Origin of the sequence: Bradyrhizobium sp. LA6.8, assembly GCF_040547935.1 — a bacterium.
Taxonomy (GTDB): domain Bacteria; phylum Pseudomonadota; class Alphaproteobacteria; order Rhizobiales; family Xanthobacteraceae; genus Bradyrhizobium; species Bradyrhizobium barranii.
This window is the reverse complement of record NZ_JBEPQQ010000002.1, coordinates 1,312,884-1,329,261: the sequence shown is the minus strand read 5'-3', so window position 1 is coordinate 1,329,261 and position 16,378 is coordinate 1,312,884. Positions and strand designations below refer to the sequence as shown.

General features: G+C 58.2%; 12 protein-coding genes. 5 read left to right on the top strand and 7 right to left on the bottom strand.

Going from position 1 to position 16,378, the window contains the following annotated elements:
* Nucleotides 1–2 precede the first annotated feature (2 nt).
* The 6 genes from ABIA90_RS13310 to ABIA90_RS13285 form a co-directional block, all read right to left on the bottom strand.
* Nucleotides 3–674 (bottom strand): amino acid ABC transporter permease, encoded by a 672-nt coding sequence (locus ABIA90_RS13310; RefSeq protein WP_354120196.1) that lies wholly within the window; start codon nt 672–674, stop codon nt 3–5.
* A 9-nt stretch (nt 675–683) separates the two neighbouring features.
* A complete protein-coding gene (locus tag ABIA90_RS13305) occupies nt 684–1,355 on the bottom strand; it encodes an amino acid ABC transporter permease (RefSeq protein WP_354120195.1) in 672 nt (223 codons plus the stop codon).
* A 54-nt stretch (nt 1,356–1,409) separates the two neighbouring features.
* Complete coding sequence (locus ABIA90_RS13300) at nt 1,410–2,282, bottom strand: substrate-binding periplasmic protein (RefSeq protein WP_354120194.1); 873 nt, start codon at nt 2,280–2,282, stop codon at nt 1,410–1,412.
* A gap of 20 nt (nt 2,283–2,302) precedes the next feature.
* Nucleotides 2,303–3,220, bottom strand: a complete 918-nt coding sequence (locus tag ABIA90_RS13295; RefSeq protein WP_354120193.1) for an allantoinase PuuE — start codon at nt 3,218–3,220, stop codon at nt 2,303–2,305.
* Nucleotides 3,221–3,233: 13 nt separating this feature from the next.
* The gene (locus tag ABIA90_RS13290) at nt 3,234–3,740 is read right to left on the bottom strand and encodes an ureidoglycolate lyase (protein ID WP_354120192.1); all 507 of its coding nucleotides are present in this window, start codon (nt 3,738–3,740) and stop codon (nt 3,234–3,236) included.
* A 198-nt stretch (nt 3,741–3,938) separates the two neighbouring features.
* Nucleotides 3,939–4,679: a GntR family transcriptional regulator gene (locus tag ABIA90_RS13285; protein WP_354120191.1), complete on the bottom strand. Its 741-nt coding sequence runs from the start codon at nt 4,677–4,679 to the stop codon at nt 3,939–3,941.
* Nucleotides 4,680–5,308: 629 nt separating this feature from the next.
* Between ABIA90_RS13285 and proA the strand changes: the two genes are divergently transcribed.
* A complete protein-coding gene (proA, locus tag ABIA90_RS13280; protein ID WP_354120190.1) occupies nt 5,309–11,260 on the top strand; it encodes an anti-phage protein ProA in 5,952 nt (1,983 codons plus the stop codon).
* Between the two features lie 518 nt (nt 11,261–11,778).
* On the opposite strand, the gene ABIA90_RS13275 is transcribed toward proA, so the two are convergent.
* On the bottom strand, nt 11,779–12,300 hold the full coding sequence (locus ABIA90_RS13275; RefSeq protein WP_354120189.1) for a GNAT family N-acetyltransferase: 522 nt from the start codon (nt 12,298–12,300) through the stop codon (nt 11,779–11,781).
* Nucleotides 12,301–12,435: 135 nt separating this feature from the next.
* Between ABIA90_RS13275 and ABIA90_RS13270 the strand changes: the two genes are divergently transcribed.
* The 4 genes from ABIA90_RS13270 to ABIA90_RS13255 all read left to right on the top strand — a co-directional run bounded on the left by ABIA90_RS13270 (nt 12,436) and on the right by ABIA90_RS13255 (nt 16,107).
* Nucleotides 12,436–12,612 carry a hypothetical protein gene (locus tag ABIA90_RS13270; RefSeq protein WP_354120188.1) on the top strand — a complete coding sequence of 59 codons (177 nt, stop codon included), beginning with the start codon at nt 12,436–12,438 and terminating at the stop codon, nt 12,610–12,612.
* Between the two features lie 221 nt (nt 12,613–12,833).
* Nucleotides 12,834–13,601, top strand: a complete 768-nt coding sequence (locus tag ABIA90_RS13265; protein WP_354120187.1) for a HesA/MoeB/ThiF family protein — start codon at nt 12,834–12,836, stop codon at nt 13,599–13,601.
* Nucleotides 13,601–15,286 (top strand): asparagine synthase-related protein, encoded by a 1,686-nt coding sequence (locus tag ABIA90_RS13260; protein WP_354120186.1) that lies wholly within the window; start codon nt 13,601–13,603, stop codon nt 15,284–15,286. Before ABIA90_RS13265 ends, ABIA90_RS13260 begins: the two co-directional genes overlap by 1 nt.
* The gene (locus ABIA90_RS13255) at nt 15,283–16,107 is read left to right on the top strand and encodes a radical SAM protein (protein WP_354120185.1); all 825 of its coding nucleotides are present in this window, start codon (nt 15,283–15,285) and stop codon (nt 16,105–16,107) included. The genes ABIA90_RS13260 and ABIA90_RS13255 overlap by 4 nt, the downstream gene beginning before the upstream one ends.
* Nucleotides 16,108–16,378 lie beyond the last annotated feature (271 nt).

Here is a 16,378-nt window from a genome sequence, read left to right as displayed (position 1 = left end):
GCTTATCTTGCTACCAGTGCTTGCCGCTCCAGGCGCGCCACCCAACGCGCAATCGGATACAGCAGGACGAAGAAAATCACCGCCGCCGCCATCAGCGGTGTCGGATTATAGGTTTGCTCTTGAGCGACGCGTGCCGAGCGCAGCAGTTCTGGAAGCGCGACCAGCGCACCGATCGAGGTGGCCTTGATCAGCTCCAGTGAATTGCTGGCCAACGGCGCTAGCACATTGCGTATCGCCTGTGGCAGGACGATGTAGAGCACGACATGCAGCGGCCTGAAGCCCAGCGCGCGCGCTGCCTCGTACTGACCCCGAGGAACGGACGCGATCCCTGCGCGAAAAATTTCGCCGTAATAACCGGAATTGTTAAGCACGAGCGCGAGAATGGCGGCAGCAAAGCCGCCCAGGGTCAACCCGAGAAACGGCAGGCCATAGAAGACGAGGATCAGAAGCACTACCACCGGGAACGCCCGGAAGACATCGATATAGACCAGCAGAGCGACGTTCAGCCAGCGATGATGGAAGCTATAAGCCACCGCGATGGAAAGACCTAACAGGAGGCCGAGTGGCAGAGCCACCAGCGCCAGGGCCAGGGTGTAAAGCAGGCCCTGCAGCAGCAGCGGATAAACCCGCATCAACGCGTCGATGTCGGCGAAGTTATCAAGCAGCGCTTGCATTACATCCTCTCATCGTCCTTGTGCCGATCGCCGCTCGATCCATCGACTGGCAATTACGAGCGGCAGAAAGAACAGCACATAAAAGGCTGCTGCAAGCGTCAGCGGCGAGGGGTTCGCGACAATTGCAGTCACGCTCTGCGCCTGGCCCAGGGTTTCTGGCAATGACACCGCGGTGCCCAGTGCAGTGCCTTTGCTGATCGAGATCGCCCGGTTGGTCAAAAGTGGGACTGCGAGCCGGAAAGCCTGAGGCAAAATGATCTGCAGCAACGTGCGTACCCGCCCAAATCCGAGAGCGCTCGCTGCATCCCATTGTCCACGGGGCACCGCCATGATGGCTGACCAGAATATCTCGCTGCTGAACGCCGACAGCACCATGGCCAGTGACAGCACCGTGGTCACGAATGGCGAGAGGGTGAGACCCACGTACGGCAGGCCAAAATAGATGAACACGATGATGACGAGTTGTGGCAACGTCCGCAGCACGTCCACGTAGACAACGATCAACGCGTTCAACAGCCGCAGGTTGGCACAACGAAGCAGCGCTAACAGCAATCCGGTCGCGATGCCGAACACGATAATCAGCAACGCGACGGCGACAGTCACGCGAAAGCCCGCCAGCACGTCCGGAAACGCGAGTGCGATGACCTTCGGATTGAAATAGTACTCGAGAATGCGGTCCATCGGCTGTCACCAAGTGGCGGCCGGACCGCCCTGCGATCCGGCTCTCGTGCCTGGCTACTTCTTGCACGCCGGAATGTGGGCAGCCGGCTCGAAGCCTTTGAAGCCGGGAGGCCCGTAGCCGAAAAACACCGTCTCGATCGCCGAGCCGGCATCCGGAGCGGCCCCGTACCACTTCTCGTGCAGCTTGCGCAGCCGCCCGTCGAGTTTCATGCATTCAATCACGTTCTCGACCTTGTTGCGATACTCGGTGTCCTCCAAACGGAACGCATAGGCGAAGTTGCGACCGTTGAAGTCCTTGTAGCCAACTTTGATCGCCTTGTTCTGGCTGGCGGCATACACCGTCGTCGGAATCTCGTTCAGCGCGGTGAATGCGCGCCGGGTCAGCACGGCCTGCACACTGTCCGGAAAGGTATCGTAACGCTGCACCTCGAACCCGTACTTTTCGGCATTCGCGGTCGCCCAGGTGTCTGAGATCGTGCCGCGATTCACTGCCACCGCCTTGCCTTTCAGATCGTCAAAGCCTTTCATTTCGTCGGCGGCACGGACCAGGAAGCCGTTTCCCGTGGTGAATAGCGGTTCGGTGTAGAGCATCCGCTCGGATCGTTCGGCTGTCAGGTTGAGCGGGTTGACCAGGAATTCGACCCGCTTGGCAAACAACGCCGCAAACAGTCCGGAGAAGTTGATGTCCACGATCTCGACCTTCGAACGGCCGAGTTCTTTGCCGATCTCGTTAATCAGGTCTACGCCGAAGCCCTCGGGCCCGCTCGTGCCCCGGACCATCCATGGCGCGACACCAAAATCGGATGCGACCACCAGCGGCTTATCGGAGGGATGATCTGCCTCCTGAGCGTGAGCCGGGTTCCAGCCTGCGACCTGGATCCCGGCTAGGATCAAGGCGATTACAAGATGCTTCGATCGGAGCGTCATCGGTCGGGTCCTTCCATGCGTCAAGGCTTCACGGGTTGTGCGGGATGGGTGGCAATCCAATGCCGGGCAATGTCGGCGCGCCGGCAAATCCAGACCGCATCACGCTTGGCGACGTGGTCGAGAAACCGCGCGAGGCCCGCAGCCCGGCCCGGATGGCCGGCGATCCGGGTGTGCAGGCCCACCGACATCATCTTCGGCGCGCTTGCGCCTTCGGCATGAAGCATGTCGAAGGCATCTTTCAGATAGGCGAAGAAATCATCGGCGGTCGTCATCGCGCCACGGATGAACTTGGCGTCGTTGTTCACAAGACCATAAGGGACGATCAGATGCGGCTTGCCCGCGGCGGTGGTCCAGTACGGCAGCTCGTCATTGTAGGCGTCGGAATCATAAAGGAAGCCACCCTCCTCGGCCACCAGCCGGCGGGTGTTCACGCCCGCGCCGTAGCGGCAATACCAGCCGAGGGGCCTCTCACCGATTGTCCGGGTGAGACTTGTAATCGTCTTTCTGATTCGCTCGCGCTCCTCATCCTCACGGAGAAGCTGATGCCGTTCCCAGCGCCAGCCATGGGCGCACACGTCGTATCCATGCTCACGGATGGCCGCGGCCGCCTCCGGGTTGCGCTCCAGCGCGAGGGCGCACCCCATCACGGTAGCGGTCATGCCGCGCTCAGCCAGTAACCGGATCAGCCGCCAGAAGCCGACGCGGCTGCCATATTCGAACATCGATTCCGCAGCGAGATCCCGCCCCTCGAAGCCGCCCCCGCCCTCCGTCAGCGCCGTCTCGGTGATGCCGTCGCCATCAGCAAACGACGCCTCCGACCCTTCCTCATAGTTGACACAGATATTGAGCGCGATGCGCGCAGCGCCAGGCCATTTCGGATCCGGCGGATTACGTCCATAGCCGATGAAGTCGCGATTGTGATCAGCCTGCACGGTCACGGTTGTCTATCTCCTATGAGCCTGAGGGCGGCATCACGATGGTCACCGCGCCATCGAGACCGAAGAACACGTCATCGTCGTGCAGGCCGGTTACCCCCATCGCCACCGCAAACTCCATGGGGGCGTCGAGCACAGTCATTGGATGATGCCACACATTGCGCGCGTACGTGACGACCTGGTCGGGGCTCGCGATGAACCCCCGCAGCGTCGTCAGGTCAGGATCACCATTCGGTGCGGCTGAGCAGACCATGGCCAAATAGCGCGCGGAGCCGAGCGGCACGAAGGTCTGCGCGGAATATGGGTGCCGCTCCAGCATGGTAGCTCGTAGCGGAAGCCGTCCCAGCGTCACCGCTCCACTGATCCAGAGCGAGAACGATTTTGCTACGTCGGCATGGTTCTGCATGGTCGGAAGGTAGCGCCTTCGTTCGCCGGTCGGACGCGAAGCCACGTCGCCGAAAGGAGCAAAAGCCTCGGCCGACAGCGGCTCGAGCGAAACCGTATACGAAGGAGAATCGTTCATGAGAGCTGATGTCCCGGCGCCGGTGCAGGCCGGCTCAATATACCAGTGGTATACCATTGGGCCTTAGCGTTATCGCTTTGTCAAGATCGCAAGCAGCGACCTCCGCGCACATCGGCGGCAATCGAAGGTGAAAAATCGAGCAAAATGCGGCGCGGCTGAACAGGCCTGCGCTGGCCAGGGACCTCGCAGCGGCGGCGATCAGCCGTGACTGTCGGGCAAGAATATCCCGAACGTCTCCAGCATGCCCTGGCGGACATTGGTGAGATGCTGGACCATGGCATGGCGCGCCACTACCGCGTCTCGCTTGATGATGGCGTCAACAATGGCAAGATGCTCGCGGCACGCCGGCAACAGACGCTCGGGGCGCCGCTCGACGTTGCACATCCTGATCTTGCGCCGGGTCTCTCCGATCAGGACGCCAAGAGAGCGATTACCGCAATGACTGGCGATCTGATCATGGATCTCGTCATCCAGCGTCCAGTGCTTGGCTTTGTTGATTTCAGCGGTGGACAGTATCTTCTCAAGGCTAGCCTTGATCGGCTGCAGCACATCGAGGCTGATACGGGTCGCGGCGAGTGAAGCCGCCTCGCTTTCAAGAATGAGTCGCAGATGGATAAGTTCGAGCAATTCGGCGATGCCAATATTGCGAACGATCACCGAGCCATTCGAAAGCTGTTCCAGCCTACTCTCGCCGAGCAGACGGCTAATTCCGGCACGCAGCGGAGTACGCGACACCTTAAGGCGGAGCGCTAGGCGTCGCTCCTCGATTACCTCACCCGGCGCAAGTTGCCGCGATTCAATCAAGTCTAGAAGCTTTCGATAGGTCGCCTCGGTGACGCTACCTTCCGACCGCAGACGCCTCGGTGCTTCTGCCGCCGCCGCGCGGAGGGCAGACATTGCGGATTGGCGCTTGCGCGCGGTCGACTTGGTCACGTTCATTCCTCGGGCGCCGTTCGTCAACGGCAAATTGATAGTCATGCAATTGCGACTTGTCGAGATGCATCGCGTCGGGCTTATCCTGCCTAGAGCAAGACAATGGGAGTTGCGAAACCCACCGCTGCGGCGCCGCATATTGCTACCACCGGCATTTGCCGTGCAAGCAACCTTGGCTCTGGTTTTATCATGAACCTTGTGTATCCGAATGGAATACCACGGATGTGAGCCACGCGGCCGAACGTCAACTGGCGTGTTGCCAGACCCAGCGGACGAGCCGACCATCGATTTCCATGGCCCATATGACCATCCGCCGTTCGCGATTCGACGTCTCCGACATCGCTTAACGCCTCGTGCGTGACTGACGCAGGGAGACTTAGCATCGTGAGCGATGTCGACAATCCGAGCCGCGACGCCCACTTCGTGAACAAACCGGCCGGTTTGGCGCGTCCTGGGGATCTGTCGGTGCAAAACCCAAGCGTAATCCTTTAGTTTTGCTCGAAAACGGCAGATCGCTCACCTATAGTTGCGCCCAACAAATACAAAGCAATTACCGGCAGTAAGCTAGCAGGCCCGTCTGGGCTCCGTTCCAATTGGAACCAACTTGCTGCCCGTGCCGACTTTGGGGGCAGAGCGTGGCGGAGAGTGCCGAGACAACTGACGTTGCTCGTGAAGTGAAGATCAATTGCGTTGTGTCGGATAACGTCAACGTCGCTTTTTACCAAAACGCCGTTCCGATCGTTCGTGAGCTTGCTCTCGAAAATGCAATCGGCCACGACCTTTCCGATATTTCGGTGCATCTCGCGGCGGAACCGCCATTCCTGACACCTGGCGTGTGGCGAATTCAGCATGTCGCCAATCAAGCGACCCACCACATTCGGGGTTTGGATCTGAAGCTAGATTCGGCGTTCCTGACAGGCATCAACGCGTCTCGGCAAGCCCAGCTACGCATACGCGTGGATGTCGCCGGCGAGACATTTGCCGAAAAGATTGTCGAGCTCAATTTGCTACCGCCATCGCACTGGGGTGGCGTTAATGCCGCGCCCGAACTGCTGGCCGCGTTCGTTCGCCCAACTGATCCTAGCATCGACGTCATCCTGCGGGAGGCGTCGGGTAAGCTTGCTACGGCTGGCCGGGATGATGCCGTCGATGGCTATAGAAAGAAAACCAAGGCCCGGGCATGGGAGATAGCCGACGCGATATGGGCCGCTTTGGTTTCGCACTCGATCGCTTATGTCCTTCCTCCGAAAAGCTTTGAACGCTCCGGCCAGCAGGTTCGCGGGCCTAGCGAGATCTTGTCTCGCAAGGTTGGTACTTGTCTGGACCTCACTCTGCTTTACGCGTCCTGTCTTGAGCAGGCAGGCCTTAACCCGGTGCTCGTCCTAACTGAAGGTCATGCTTTCGTTGGTGTGTGGCTCGTTGACGAGGATTTCTCCAGCCTGGTTATTGACGATCCCCAGATGCTACGCAAGCGCGTGCAACTCGAGGAGATGGTCCTGGTGGAGACGACGATCCTCACCGGGTCTAATCCGGGGAGGTTTAAACAAGCCGTTGATGCTGGTGCAAAGCTGATCGCCGAGGACGCGACCTCCCCGTTCGAGCTCGCCATTGACGTCAAGCGCGCGCGAAGCGCCAAAATCCGGCCACTCGATCTGTCGGGGTCTGGTGAGACGACCATAACTCCTTCTGGCGCACCGTCCGTCTCGCATGAGGTTGGCGAGATCCCGAAATTTGAGGAGGATCTCGACAAGCCCCGTGAGCCCGTCTCCGAAAGGAATTTGGATCGACTCGAGGTTTGGAAGCGCAACCTCTTGGATCTCACGCTGAGAAACCGCCTGCTGAACTTCAAAGATACGAAGTCAACTATCACGATCGAATGCCCTGACGCGGCGATGCTGGAGGACAAGCTCTCGGGGGGAGATCGCTTCAAATTGCTGGGAAAGGCCAGCGTGCTCGACGGCACCGATGGGCGCGATACGGCGTTGCTAGCACAACGACTGCAGGACGATGCACGCAAAGAGTTCGTCAGTGACGCCATGGTCCGCGGTGAACTCCACACAACGGTTCCCGAGACCGATCTCGAAGGTCGGTTAACTGACCTTTACCGGGCCACCCGCCTCGCCTTCGAGGAGGGCGGCGCCAATATTTTGTACCTTTGCCTCGGGTTTCTAAAGTGGACGCCCCAGGACAGCGCGGGGCCTTACCGCGCGCCGTTGATCCTCGTCCCGGTCCAGCTTGAGCGTAAGAGCGTGCGTTCCGGCTTTCGCCTGGCGCTTCACGAGGACGAGGCCCGGTTTAATCCGACACTGCTGCAAATGCTGAAGCAGGATTTCGACCTTTCGATGCCTGAGCTCGAAGGAGAATTGCCGCAGGACGCAACGGGTGTCGATGTTGCGGGCGTCTGGAAGACGATCAGGCGTCACATCAAGAGTATCAAAGGCTGGGAGGTCACCGAACAAGTCGTGCTCGCGACGCTGTCCTTTACGAAGTACCTAATGTGGAAGGATCTCGTCGATCGATCCGATATCTTGAAGCGGAATCCGGTCGTCCAGCATCTGATCGACACACCAACCCACACCTATGACGGTTCAGGGGCAGCTTTTGTCGCAGAGAACACTATCGACCAGATCGTGGATCCGGCTGAGCTCTTTACGCCGCTCTCGGCTGATTCCTCCCAAATTGCGGCCGTCCTCGCCGCGCAGCGTGGGGGCGATTTCGTGCTCTTCGGCCCGCCAGGTACGGGCAAGAGCCAAACAATCGCGAACATGATCACGAATTGCCTAGCACACCAAAAGACAGTGCTTTTCGTCTCGCAAAAGACTGCCGCGCTCGAGGTCGTAAGACAGCGAATGCAAGCGATCGGCCTCGGCAACTATTGCCTGGAGGTTCATTCGACCAAAGCTCAGAAATCCAGTGTGCTGGAGCAGCTTGCTACCGCCTGGCGCGAGCGCAATCTCGTCACCGAGGAACATTGGTCGGCGGCCGCTAGCGAGTTGAAACGGCGGCGGGACCAACTGAATAGACTTGTTTCCGCGCTGCATCGACGCCGGCCTAATGGCATGACGGCATACGAGGCGTTCGGACGGGTCATCGCTGACCGTGAGCGATTTCCAGACGTCGGCCTGACCTGGCCTGCGGGCACCGTACACTCCCCTGAAGACCTCGTACGGATGCGAGAATCTTGTTTGGATATCTGCACCGCACTCGAGGCCGTCGGGGACCCCGCTAATCACCCGCTCAAGGGTATTGAACAGACCAGATGGAGTCCGGCCTGGGTACAGTCGTTCCAGCAGCTGATCGAACGTCTTCATTTCGCGCTGCGTGAAGTCAGGACCGCGGCAGACGACCTTATCGTGTCGATCGGCCTCGACCGCAACGCAAGCGACGATGCTCTCTTGCCGCACCTAATCAAGCTCGTTTCGCTCATGCTGCACGCTGACGCCGCGGACGGAGCGCTGCTGTTATCTTCCGACGCGCCAGAGCACGTGCATGCATTGTACGATCTTGCCGATGTCATACGTCGGTTGGGTGAAAAGAATTCGGAACTATCGGTCCGCTACGATCTCAAAGCAACGCAGCTTGACCTGCACTCGATCGAGCGTGAATGGATCGATGCGTGCGCGTCGAACATCCTCGTGCGAAACGGACGAAAGAAAAAAGTCCGATTAGCGCTCACACCGTACTGTTCAGGTGAAATCCCCGACGACATCGGTCGGGACATAGTTGTGCTCAAGGATCTCGATGTTCTGCTCCGCGAGATCGAGAGCATTAGACCTCGCTTCAGAGGAATCGAGCGCCTCTGGCGAGGGCCGCAAAGCGACGTCTCGCGCTTCCAGGGATTGATCAACTGGGCCGCAAGCATGCGCGACGCTGTCGACGCCTGTCCAGTGGACGGTATCGCACCGGACCGACTGCTCTCGCACGTCACAGATCTCTTGCTGCGCGACATCTCGCGCTTCCGGCCTGGTGGACAGGTCCGACAGGCCTTCGAGGCCATGTATGAAGCATTTCCGACCATGCATCGCACGGCCAAAGAACTCGGCGCTTGTATTGGCCTCGAGGATCCGGAAGGCATCGTTAAAATTGAGACCGGATGGATTGATGCCCTCCTCCACCAGACCGCGAACTGGAAGGCCAATATCATCAAAGCTCCACAATGGGCCACCTGGCGATCCGCGGCGCAAACGGCCCGGGTAGCTGGCCTATCACCTCTTGTCGATGCCGTCGAAAGCGGGTCCGTGGACGGCGCGGTCCTCACCAGTGTTTTTGACTACGTTTACGCGCGCTGGATCGCCGAAACCATCGTGAACGAGGATGCGGTTCTCAGCAGTTTCTTAGCCGAGAAGCACGAAGCCACAATTGAGGCGTTCGTAGCTGCGGACAAGAAGGTTGGAGAGCTCGCGCGAGACATCGTAAAGGCGCGTATTGGAGCGGCAGTGCCAACCCAGACCAATTTCGGCAAAGATCCGGAATGGGGCACGCTTGCGCGGGAGATCAACAAGAAGGCGCGACAGATGCCGCTGCGACAGCTGTTTGGCCGTCTTCCGACGGTGCTGACGCAACTCGCCCCATGCGTGATGATGAGTCCTCTCTCTATCGCGCAATACTTGCCCGCGGAGGCCAAGCCTTTCGATGTGGTTATCTTCGACGAGGCTTCGCAGATACCGGTGTGGGATGCGATCGGAGCGATCGCGCGCGGTAGCCAAGTTGTCATCGTGGGTGATCCGGAGCAGCTGCCTCCTACGAACGTCGGGCAGCGCGGTGTCGACGACGAGGACGACGACGGTTCGATTGTCCAGAGCCAACAGAGCATACTCGACGAGTGCCTAGCTTCGAATCTTCCGAGCATGCGATTGTCTTGGCACTACCGCAGCCGCCACGAGAGTCTGATCGCTTTCTCCAACGTCAAATATTATCGGGGCGAGCTGACGACCTTCCCATCTCCGGTGACGCGCGATACCGCGGTCCGTTACATCCACGTAGAGGGCGGCGTTTACGAGCGCGGTGGTGCCAAGATAAACCGGAAAGAGGCCGAGGCGGTCGTTGCCGAAGTCGTCCGACGCATGAAGGCATCAACCTATTCAATCGGCGTCGTTACATTCAACGGCGAACAGCAACGTTTGATCGAGAACCTGCTGGATCAGGCCCGCCGTTCCGACCCGTCGCTGGAACCGCATTTTGATCGCAACCAGACCAGGGAGCCGATCCTCGTCAAGAACATCGAGAACGTTCAGGGCGACGAACGAGATGTAATTATCTTCTCAGTCGCCGTCGGACCGGACAAGACCGGACGAGTCACGGCGCAGATCTCGTCACTGAATAGCGAGGGTGGTCACCGCCGCCTTAATGTCGCCGTTACCCGCGCGCGGCGCGAGCTGCTCGTTTTCGCGACGTTGCGGCCCGAGCAAATCGACTTAGGACGCACTGGTGCTAAGGGAGTAGTCGACTTCAAACACTTCCTTGAGTTCGCAGAGAACGGCGCCAGAGCTATCGCCGAGGCCTTCTCGCCAACTGGGCGTGATACCGAATCACCGTTTGAGGACGCCGTGATGCGAGCGCTCCAGGAGAAGGGTTGGGAGGTCCATCCTCAAGTAGGCGTTTCTTTCTTCCGGATTGACCTCGGTATTGTTCATCCGGATTTCCCAGGCCGCTATCTCGCCGGCGTTGAATGCGATGGTGCCGCCTATCACCGATCGGCCACTGCGCGCGATCGCGACCGTTTGCGCGAGATGGTGCTCACGGATCTTGGTTGGCGGATCCGGAGAATCTGGAGCACCGAATGGTGGATGGATTCCACCGCCGCGACAGAGAAGGTCCACAAGAGGCTTGTGGCCGATCTCGAATCCGACCGAGCTTCCCGACCGGCTCCCGAGATCAAGGAAGAACCAACATCTCCTCCGGAGGAAATCCAGTCCACCGATGAAGCCGACGAACCTGCCGCTGCCGGAACGCCGGTCGCGGAAGCGGAAGGTGGAGCTCAGCAAACTGAAACAGCGCCGAAGCCTGCAAATGACGATGGCGAACCGGTCGAGCAAGCAAAAATCTACGCGCGTGGACCGACGGCCGAGGTGGGCGAGCCGGAGCAAAAGACAGCCACGTATGTCAAGGCCGATCCCTCCAGCGTAGCGGCCCCTGACCGGGAACGCTTCTACGACGCGAGCTACCGCGGCACGCTCCGCAGCATGGTCGATCATGTCGTCGACATTGAAGGACCGATCTATTTTGACGTAATTGTCGATCGCATTGCGCGTGCACACGGGTTTATGCGTTCGGGCGAAACGGTGCAGAAAATCATCGCCTCTTCCTTGGGCCGCGATCGGTTTCCAACGACCAAAGAGGGTGAACGGCGGGTTGTTTGGCCGCAGGATGTCACTGCGGGCGACAACACCCCCTACCGAGGCGCTGGCGGGCGCGACCACAGCGACATCCCACTTCCCGAATTGGCAAACCTCGCTTCCATGCTGCGGTCCACAGGCCTGGAGGAGGATGAGGACATCATCCGCGGGATGCAGGAACACTTCAGGTTAGGACGCCTGGCGGCATCGACGCGCGAGCGCTTCGAGGCAGCCGTAGCGGCGGCAGACTGATCGCGACAGTTTGCCCCAAACAGGAAGCCGTTTACGCGACCATCTTGGTGAGAGCTGACATGACGGTTCTGGCGAGGGTCGCGTCATGTCGCTACTAGTCCTCGACCAAGCCGTTAAGAGCCATGCTTCTGAGTTTCCTCAATCTCATCTCCGGCGTCTGGTGGAACGTCAGGCGCTTTATCGAGGATACTCAGCGCAGCATCTATATTCGCTCGGGCGGCTCTCTCCTGCGTCGTCCTCAGTCCACGGCGATGCCCCAGCCCCTCTGCGATGAGCCGAATGCCTGTATTGTCGTTCGAGGAAATGCCCCCGCAGGAGCGCGACGCTAGCGTTCGCTTCGATATCAAGCCGTTTGCCAGCTGCGTGGTAGACTGCGGTAAACATGAGCCTCCGCCGCCACGCTGCAAGAAGCCGGGCGAAGTCCTCCCTGAGATCGGTCTGGAAGGATCCCAAAGTCCGAAGCCGAAAACGCCGCCCTGCTCGTCCGCGCATCGAGTCGAAGGCACATGTTTCGCAGCTCATCTTACTCGCGCAAAGCAATAACAATCGCGCGGTTCAATGCTAATGTTTGGATGAATGGCCCACCGGCGTAGAGTCCCCTCGCAGCTCATATTGATCTTCTGCAACACCCTGATTGATGCGGCATTCTGGAAATCGCAAAATGCGTAGACTCTCCAGAGGCGCTTTTCGTTGATCGCTCTATCGACGATAGGCTCGAGGGCTTCAGTCATCAGGCCACGCCCCCAGTACTCCTTGGCGAGAACAAAACCGAGGCACGCGCCGTGTTCGGTCAATCTGCTTTCGATCATTCCGATCGGATGTCCGACCGAGTCCTTATACGTAAGAACATAGGCTTCGAGGCTCTGTTCGGTCTGCTTTACATCGAGCCAGGAAAGGAACTGCTTCGTCTCGGACACCGACTGATGTGGGCGCCAAGTCAGAAATTTCGCGACATCAGGGTCGCTCGCATATCCGTTGAAGATCGGCGCTGCATCATCCAAACAGGGTTTCCGTAGCAAGAGACGACGAGTTGAGATCATGAAAAGCGACCCTTACCAGAGGGTTCTGCCGATTTTGCGGTGCATTCACAGTTTTTCTTGAAGCCCGACCATAAGCTGAGTAGTCTCCACGATGCTACCTAATTTATTTAGACAAAACTTATAGGGAGGGAAATCGTGGCTGCTGATCAATTTACCGCAAAGATCGACGCGAAAAACGTGCAATTGACCCTTACAGCCGAACAGAAGAGCCAGATCGAAAAGGCTTTCGGTCCCGAGATGGCCAAGAAGGTCCAGTCGTTGATGATTGCACAGGCTGGCGCCGGCCTACAATCCATGGTCTTTATGAATTGAACTCCTTCTCCGAAGCGGAGATTAACCTCCTGCTCGCTCCCGAAGGTGTCTCCGTAAGGGGGCGAGCCGTTCTTTCCGGTGGAACCAGGGTAGGAGTGCTTGTCCCAGGGATTCTGTTGGGGCAGAACGCTCATGGACAGATTGTCGTCCAGGGACCCAAGGGGCTAACGAAAGCTGGCCAAGGATCACTTGCCCCCGCTTTGCTTGCCGCGGGCGCTATCTTGCTAGGAACAGACCGCGAGGTCCAGACCTTCATTTCGGGTCTGGACGCTCCGGAGACAAGTCGCACTTTTTCTTATCTCGCTTGTTTAGGCTTGGATTGCGCGTCCGCCCTCAAGGCGTTCACTCGATTCGCAGACAGCCTTGTTGTCATCATGGGATGCGGAGGCATCGGCTCGTTAAGCGCTTTATTGTTGGCCGGTGCAGGTCTTAGGAAACTCCGGCTCATAGACGGTGATAAAATTGAGCAGAGCAATCTTAATCGACAACTCCTTTATGCGCTCGCGGACATCGGGCGCTCGAAGGTGCAGGTCGTAACAGAGCAGATCCAGGCGCGATTTCCGCGCACCTTCGTCGAGCCTGTTGCGACACATGCCGATCCGCACGCCCTCGATCAAATCTGCCAATCAGCAGATGCTATCCTACTCACTGCCGATGAACCTTTAGGCATCTTAAGCGCGACCGCCGACCACGCGGCTGTCGCCAACATTCCCTTGGTAGTCGCTGGCTACAATGTACGATCTAGTCTTGTGAGCTCTACCTGGGAGCTTGGGCCCACTGACAAGCAGGTCGACTGGTATCGCGCGCCGGGCACGATCATGCCAAGCTTCGGTCCGGTCAATGCCGAGCTCGCGGGATTAGCCACGAACCTCCTCTTCCAGATACTGAGTGGTATCCTCAGCGACTCGGATGCGAAGCAGACCCATACCTTTAGAGAACATCGTTTTCCGAGGGGCTATACATATTCCTCTGGAGTCAGCCGAAAGTAATGTGCGGCTTCGTAGGAAAAGCTTTCGAAGTTAGCTCGAAGTACGAGATTGCGTCCTCGCTGACCGCCTACCGCGGCAGCGTCAGCGGTGGGTGGAGCGATCCCGAAATCGAACTCTTTGCTTGGCGGTTGCCCCGATCCGGCAACCGCATTCGACCGCAACCCGTAGTTACGGACAGTGGATCGGTCCTGGCATTAAACGGCGAAATCTATAACGCACCACAACTAGTTCGTCGGCTAGGACTCTCCGTTCGTCCGGGTACCGTTGACACTGAAATACTCGCGCTCTGGCTGGATTCGAGGGGGGCGGAAGGCGTTAGCGAGGTCGAGGGTGAATTCGCGCTGGCGTTTTTCGACAAGCGGCGCCATGCGCTGATACTTTCCCGTGACGTTATGGGCACCAAACCATTATTTTGGCGGCGCGTCGGAGAAGCTGTCTCGTTCGGCTCGTCGGCTAGGGCGACCAGCCTGCTGGCCGCAGGTGCTATCGACATAGATGCGAAGAAGGTCAGTGATTGCCTCTGGTATGGGATTCCGGAAACCGGCAGTTGCTTTTCCGGGGTCGAGAGCGTCGGTCCCGGCACAACCCTCGTCTTTACTTCCGACGCCACGAAACGGCTTACCCGGCCGCTCGAGCCGTCCTCACCGTTGATTGCAGAGATGCTATCGAGGGCGGTACAGCGTCGCGCCGCAGGCTCTGGTAATGGGCTCGCGTGGAGTGGGGGACTGGACTCTGGACTTTTGAAGGAATTTTGGCCCGAGAGCGTTCCTTGTACCACCGCCCATATTTCGGCTCACAAGTCAGACGTCACGGCGGACGTAGTCGGGCTAACCAGTGCAGAAGGATTACAGGTCGCTCTGACCCAATTCGCAGATATCGCTGAGCGGCCGCTGACAAGCCTTTCGGGACCGGCCTTGTCGATTTTGGCCAAGGCTGCAGCCTCTAGGGGCGTTAAAATTTGGCTGGGTGGCGAAGGGGCGGATGAGATATTTGCTGGATATTCCTATTATTTTGCCGCGAGCGACGGTCATCCATTCTTGACTGCAAAGCACCAGGCAAGACGGGTCGTGGAGCAAGCGCTCGGCCTTCCAAGTGGGAGTGGCGCGTCAGACCAAATAGTCGGACTGATGCAAAGTGACAGCCCAAAATCTTGGTTGGAGTTCGATCGGACGATCCGTCTTCCTGAACACTTATGTGCAGTAAACAGCGATCTTCCCAGCATGCTGGCTGGCATCGAACCGCGTACTCCCTATCTCGATCTTTGGTCCGCATGCGCGGCCGATCGGCCAGAAAGCCCGAAGAAGCCTTTGCAGGATATTGCGCGTAGTCGGGCCGCCTCTTTCAAACCAAAGGAAGGAATCTTCTTTCCGACAAAGCTGCTTGGCCAAGAATGGATACTGCAAGCCGCGCGGGAGATCGAGGGCGCAGAATTCATCCAAATCCCGCCGGACCTCTCGGTACGCGTGGCCTCAGCTTTCGACCGATTTCATAAGCTTTCACTCCCAGAGGGAGTAAGCGCATATTTGGAAGAAGCTATCTGCGCCTTTGTCGTTGGTGTCTGGAGTTTTCAAAGAACACTACGAATTCCAAATCCATCCAAGCTGCAATTTGAAAAAACCCTCGTAACGACGAAAGATGGATGGGTTTGTCCGGGAGCTGGCTCTCTTACAGGGGTCCGAGAATGAAGATTGCCTATAAGAGCAACCGATCAATCGATGGTTCGATCAAATATTTGCTATCTACGAATGATCAACTCACGGTCGAATCCGTGTATTTGCCAGACGATGCCAACAATGGGATCTGCGTTTCCACGCAAGTAGGTTGCAACATGGGATGTACTTTCTGTGCAACCGGCCTTCAACGATCGCGTCGTAATCTTTCTTATGTAGAAATCTTCGAACAGGTCAGTTTGGTTGCGTCGGACACTGGACAAAACACGCCACTCGCCTTCATCACCCTCTCCGGCATGGGAGAACCGCTGGCCAACTATAAGAATACGATGAGGGCGCTCGACTGCTTCCGCGATCGCAATCTAGCGCCGACTCTTTCCCTATCGACGGTTGGGCTAACTGATCAAATTGGTCGCATGCAGCGAGAACGCCGTAAAGACCGATTGTACGTATCCCTGCACGGCTCCGATGATGCCACGCGCCAACGGGTAATTCCGATTGCCCGCTATTACCCGCTTGATGATTTGGTGAAAGAAATGACGCGCTACGCCGAGCAGGACTTCGGCAAGGTTCATGTGAGTTACCTGCTTCTGCCTGGGGTCAACGACACAGAGCGGCATCGAGATCAACTCCGCGCACTGGTTTGGGGACGTCCCCTTGTGGTTCAGGTCCTTCTTTGGAACGCAGTTGCCGGGATGGGGTTTTCGCGGGCAACAATCGATACCGCGTCAGATTGGGTCAACTACATGTGGAACGTTGGAGTCCCGGCCTATGTCATGCAAAGTAAAGGAAGAGATATCGGCGCTGCTTGCGGTCAATTGAAGGGATCGCACTAGATCCGCGCCTGCGACCTCACGTCCTTCCTTGCTCATCTTGCCCGCCGCTTCGTCGCGCGGCGATCCAACTGCGGTTACAGCCGAAAACACCGGCACTAAGCTCCAGGCAAACGCCCTTGTTCGAGTCGCGGCCGTGTTCGCCTAAAGAGACATCACGCGTGTTCTAAAAATCGGAATTTTACTTGTCCCGTCGGGCAAAACAGTGATTGAGTGCGCCCGAGAACATAACGGGAACATCACTATCCTCGATGCTAAACAGGGGGATATCCCG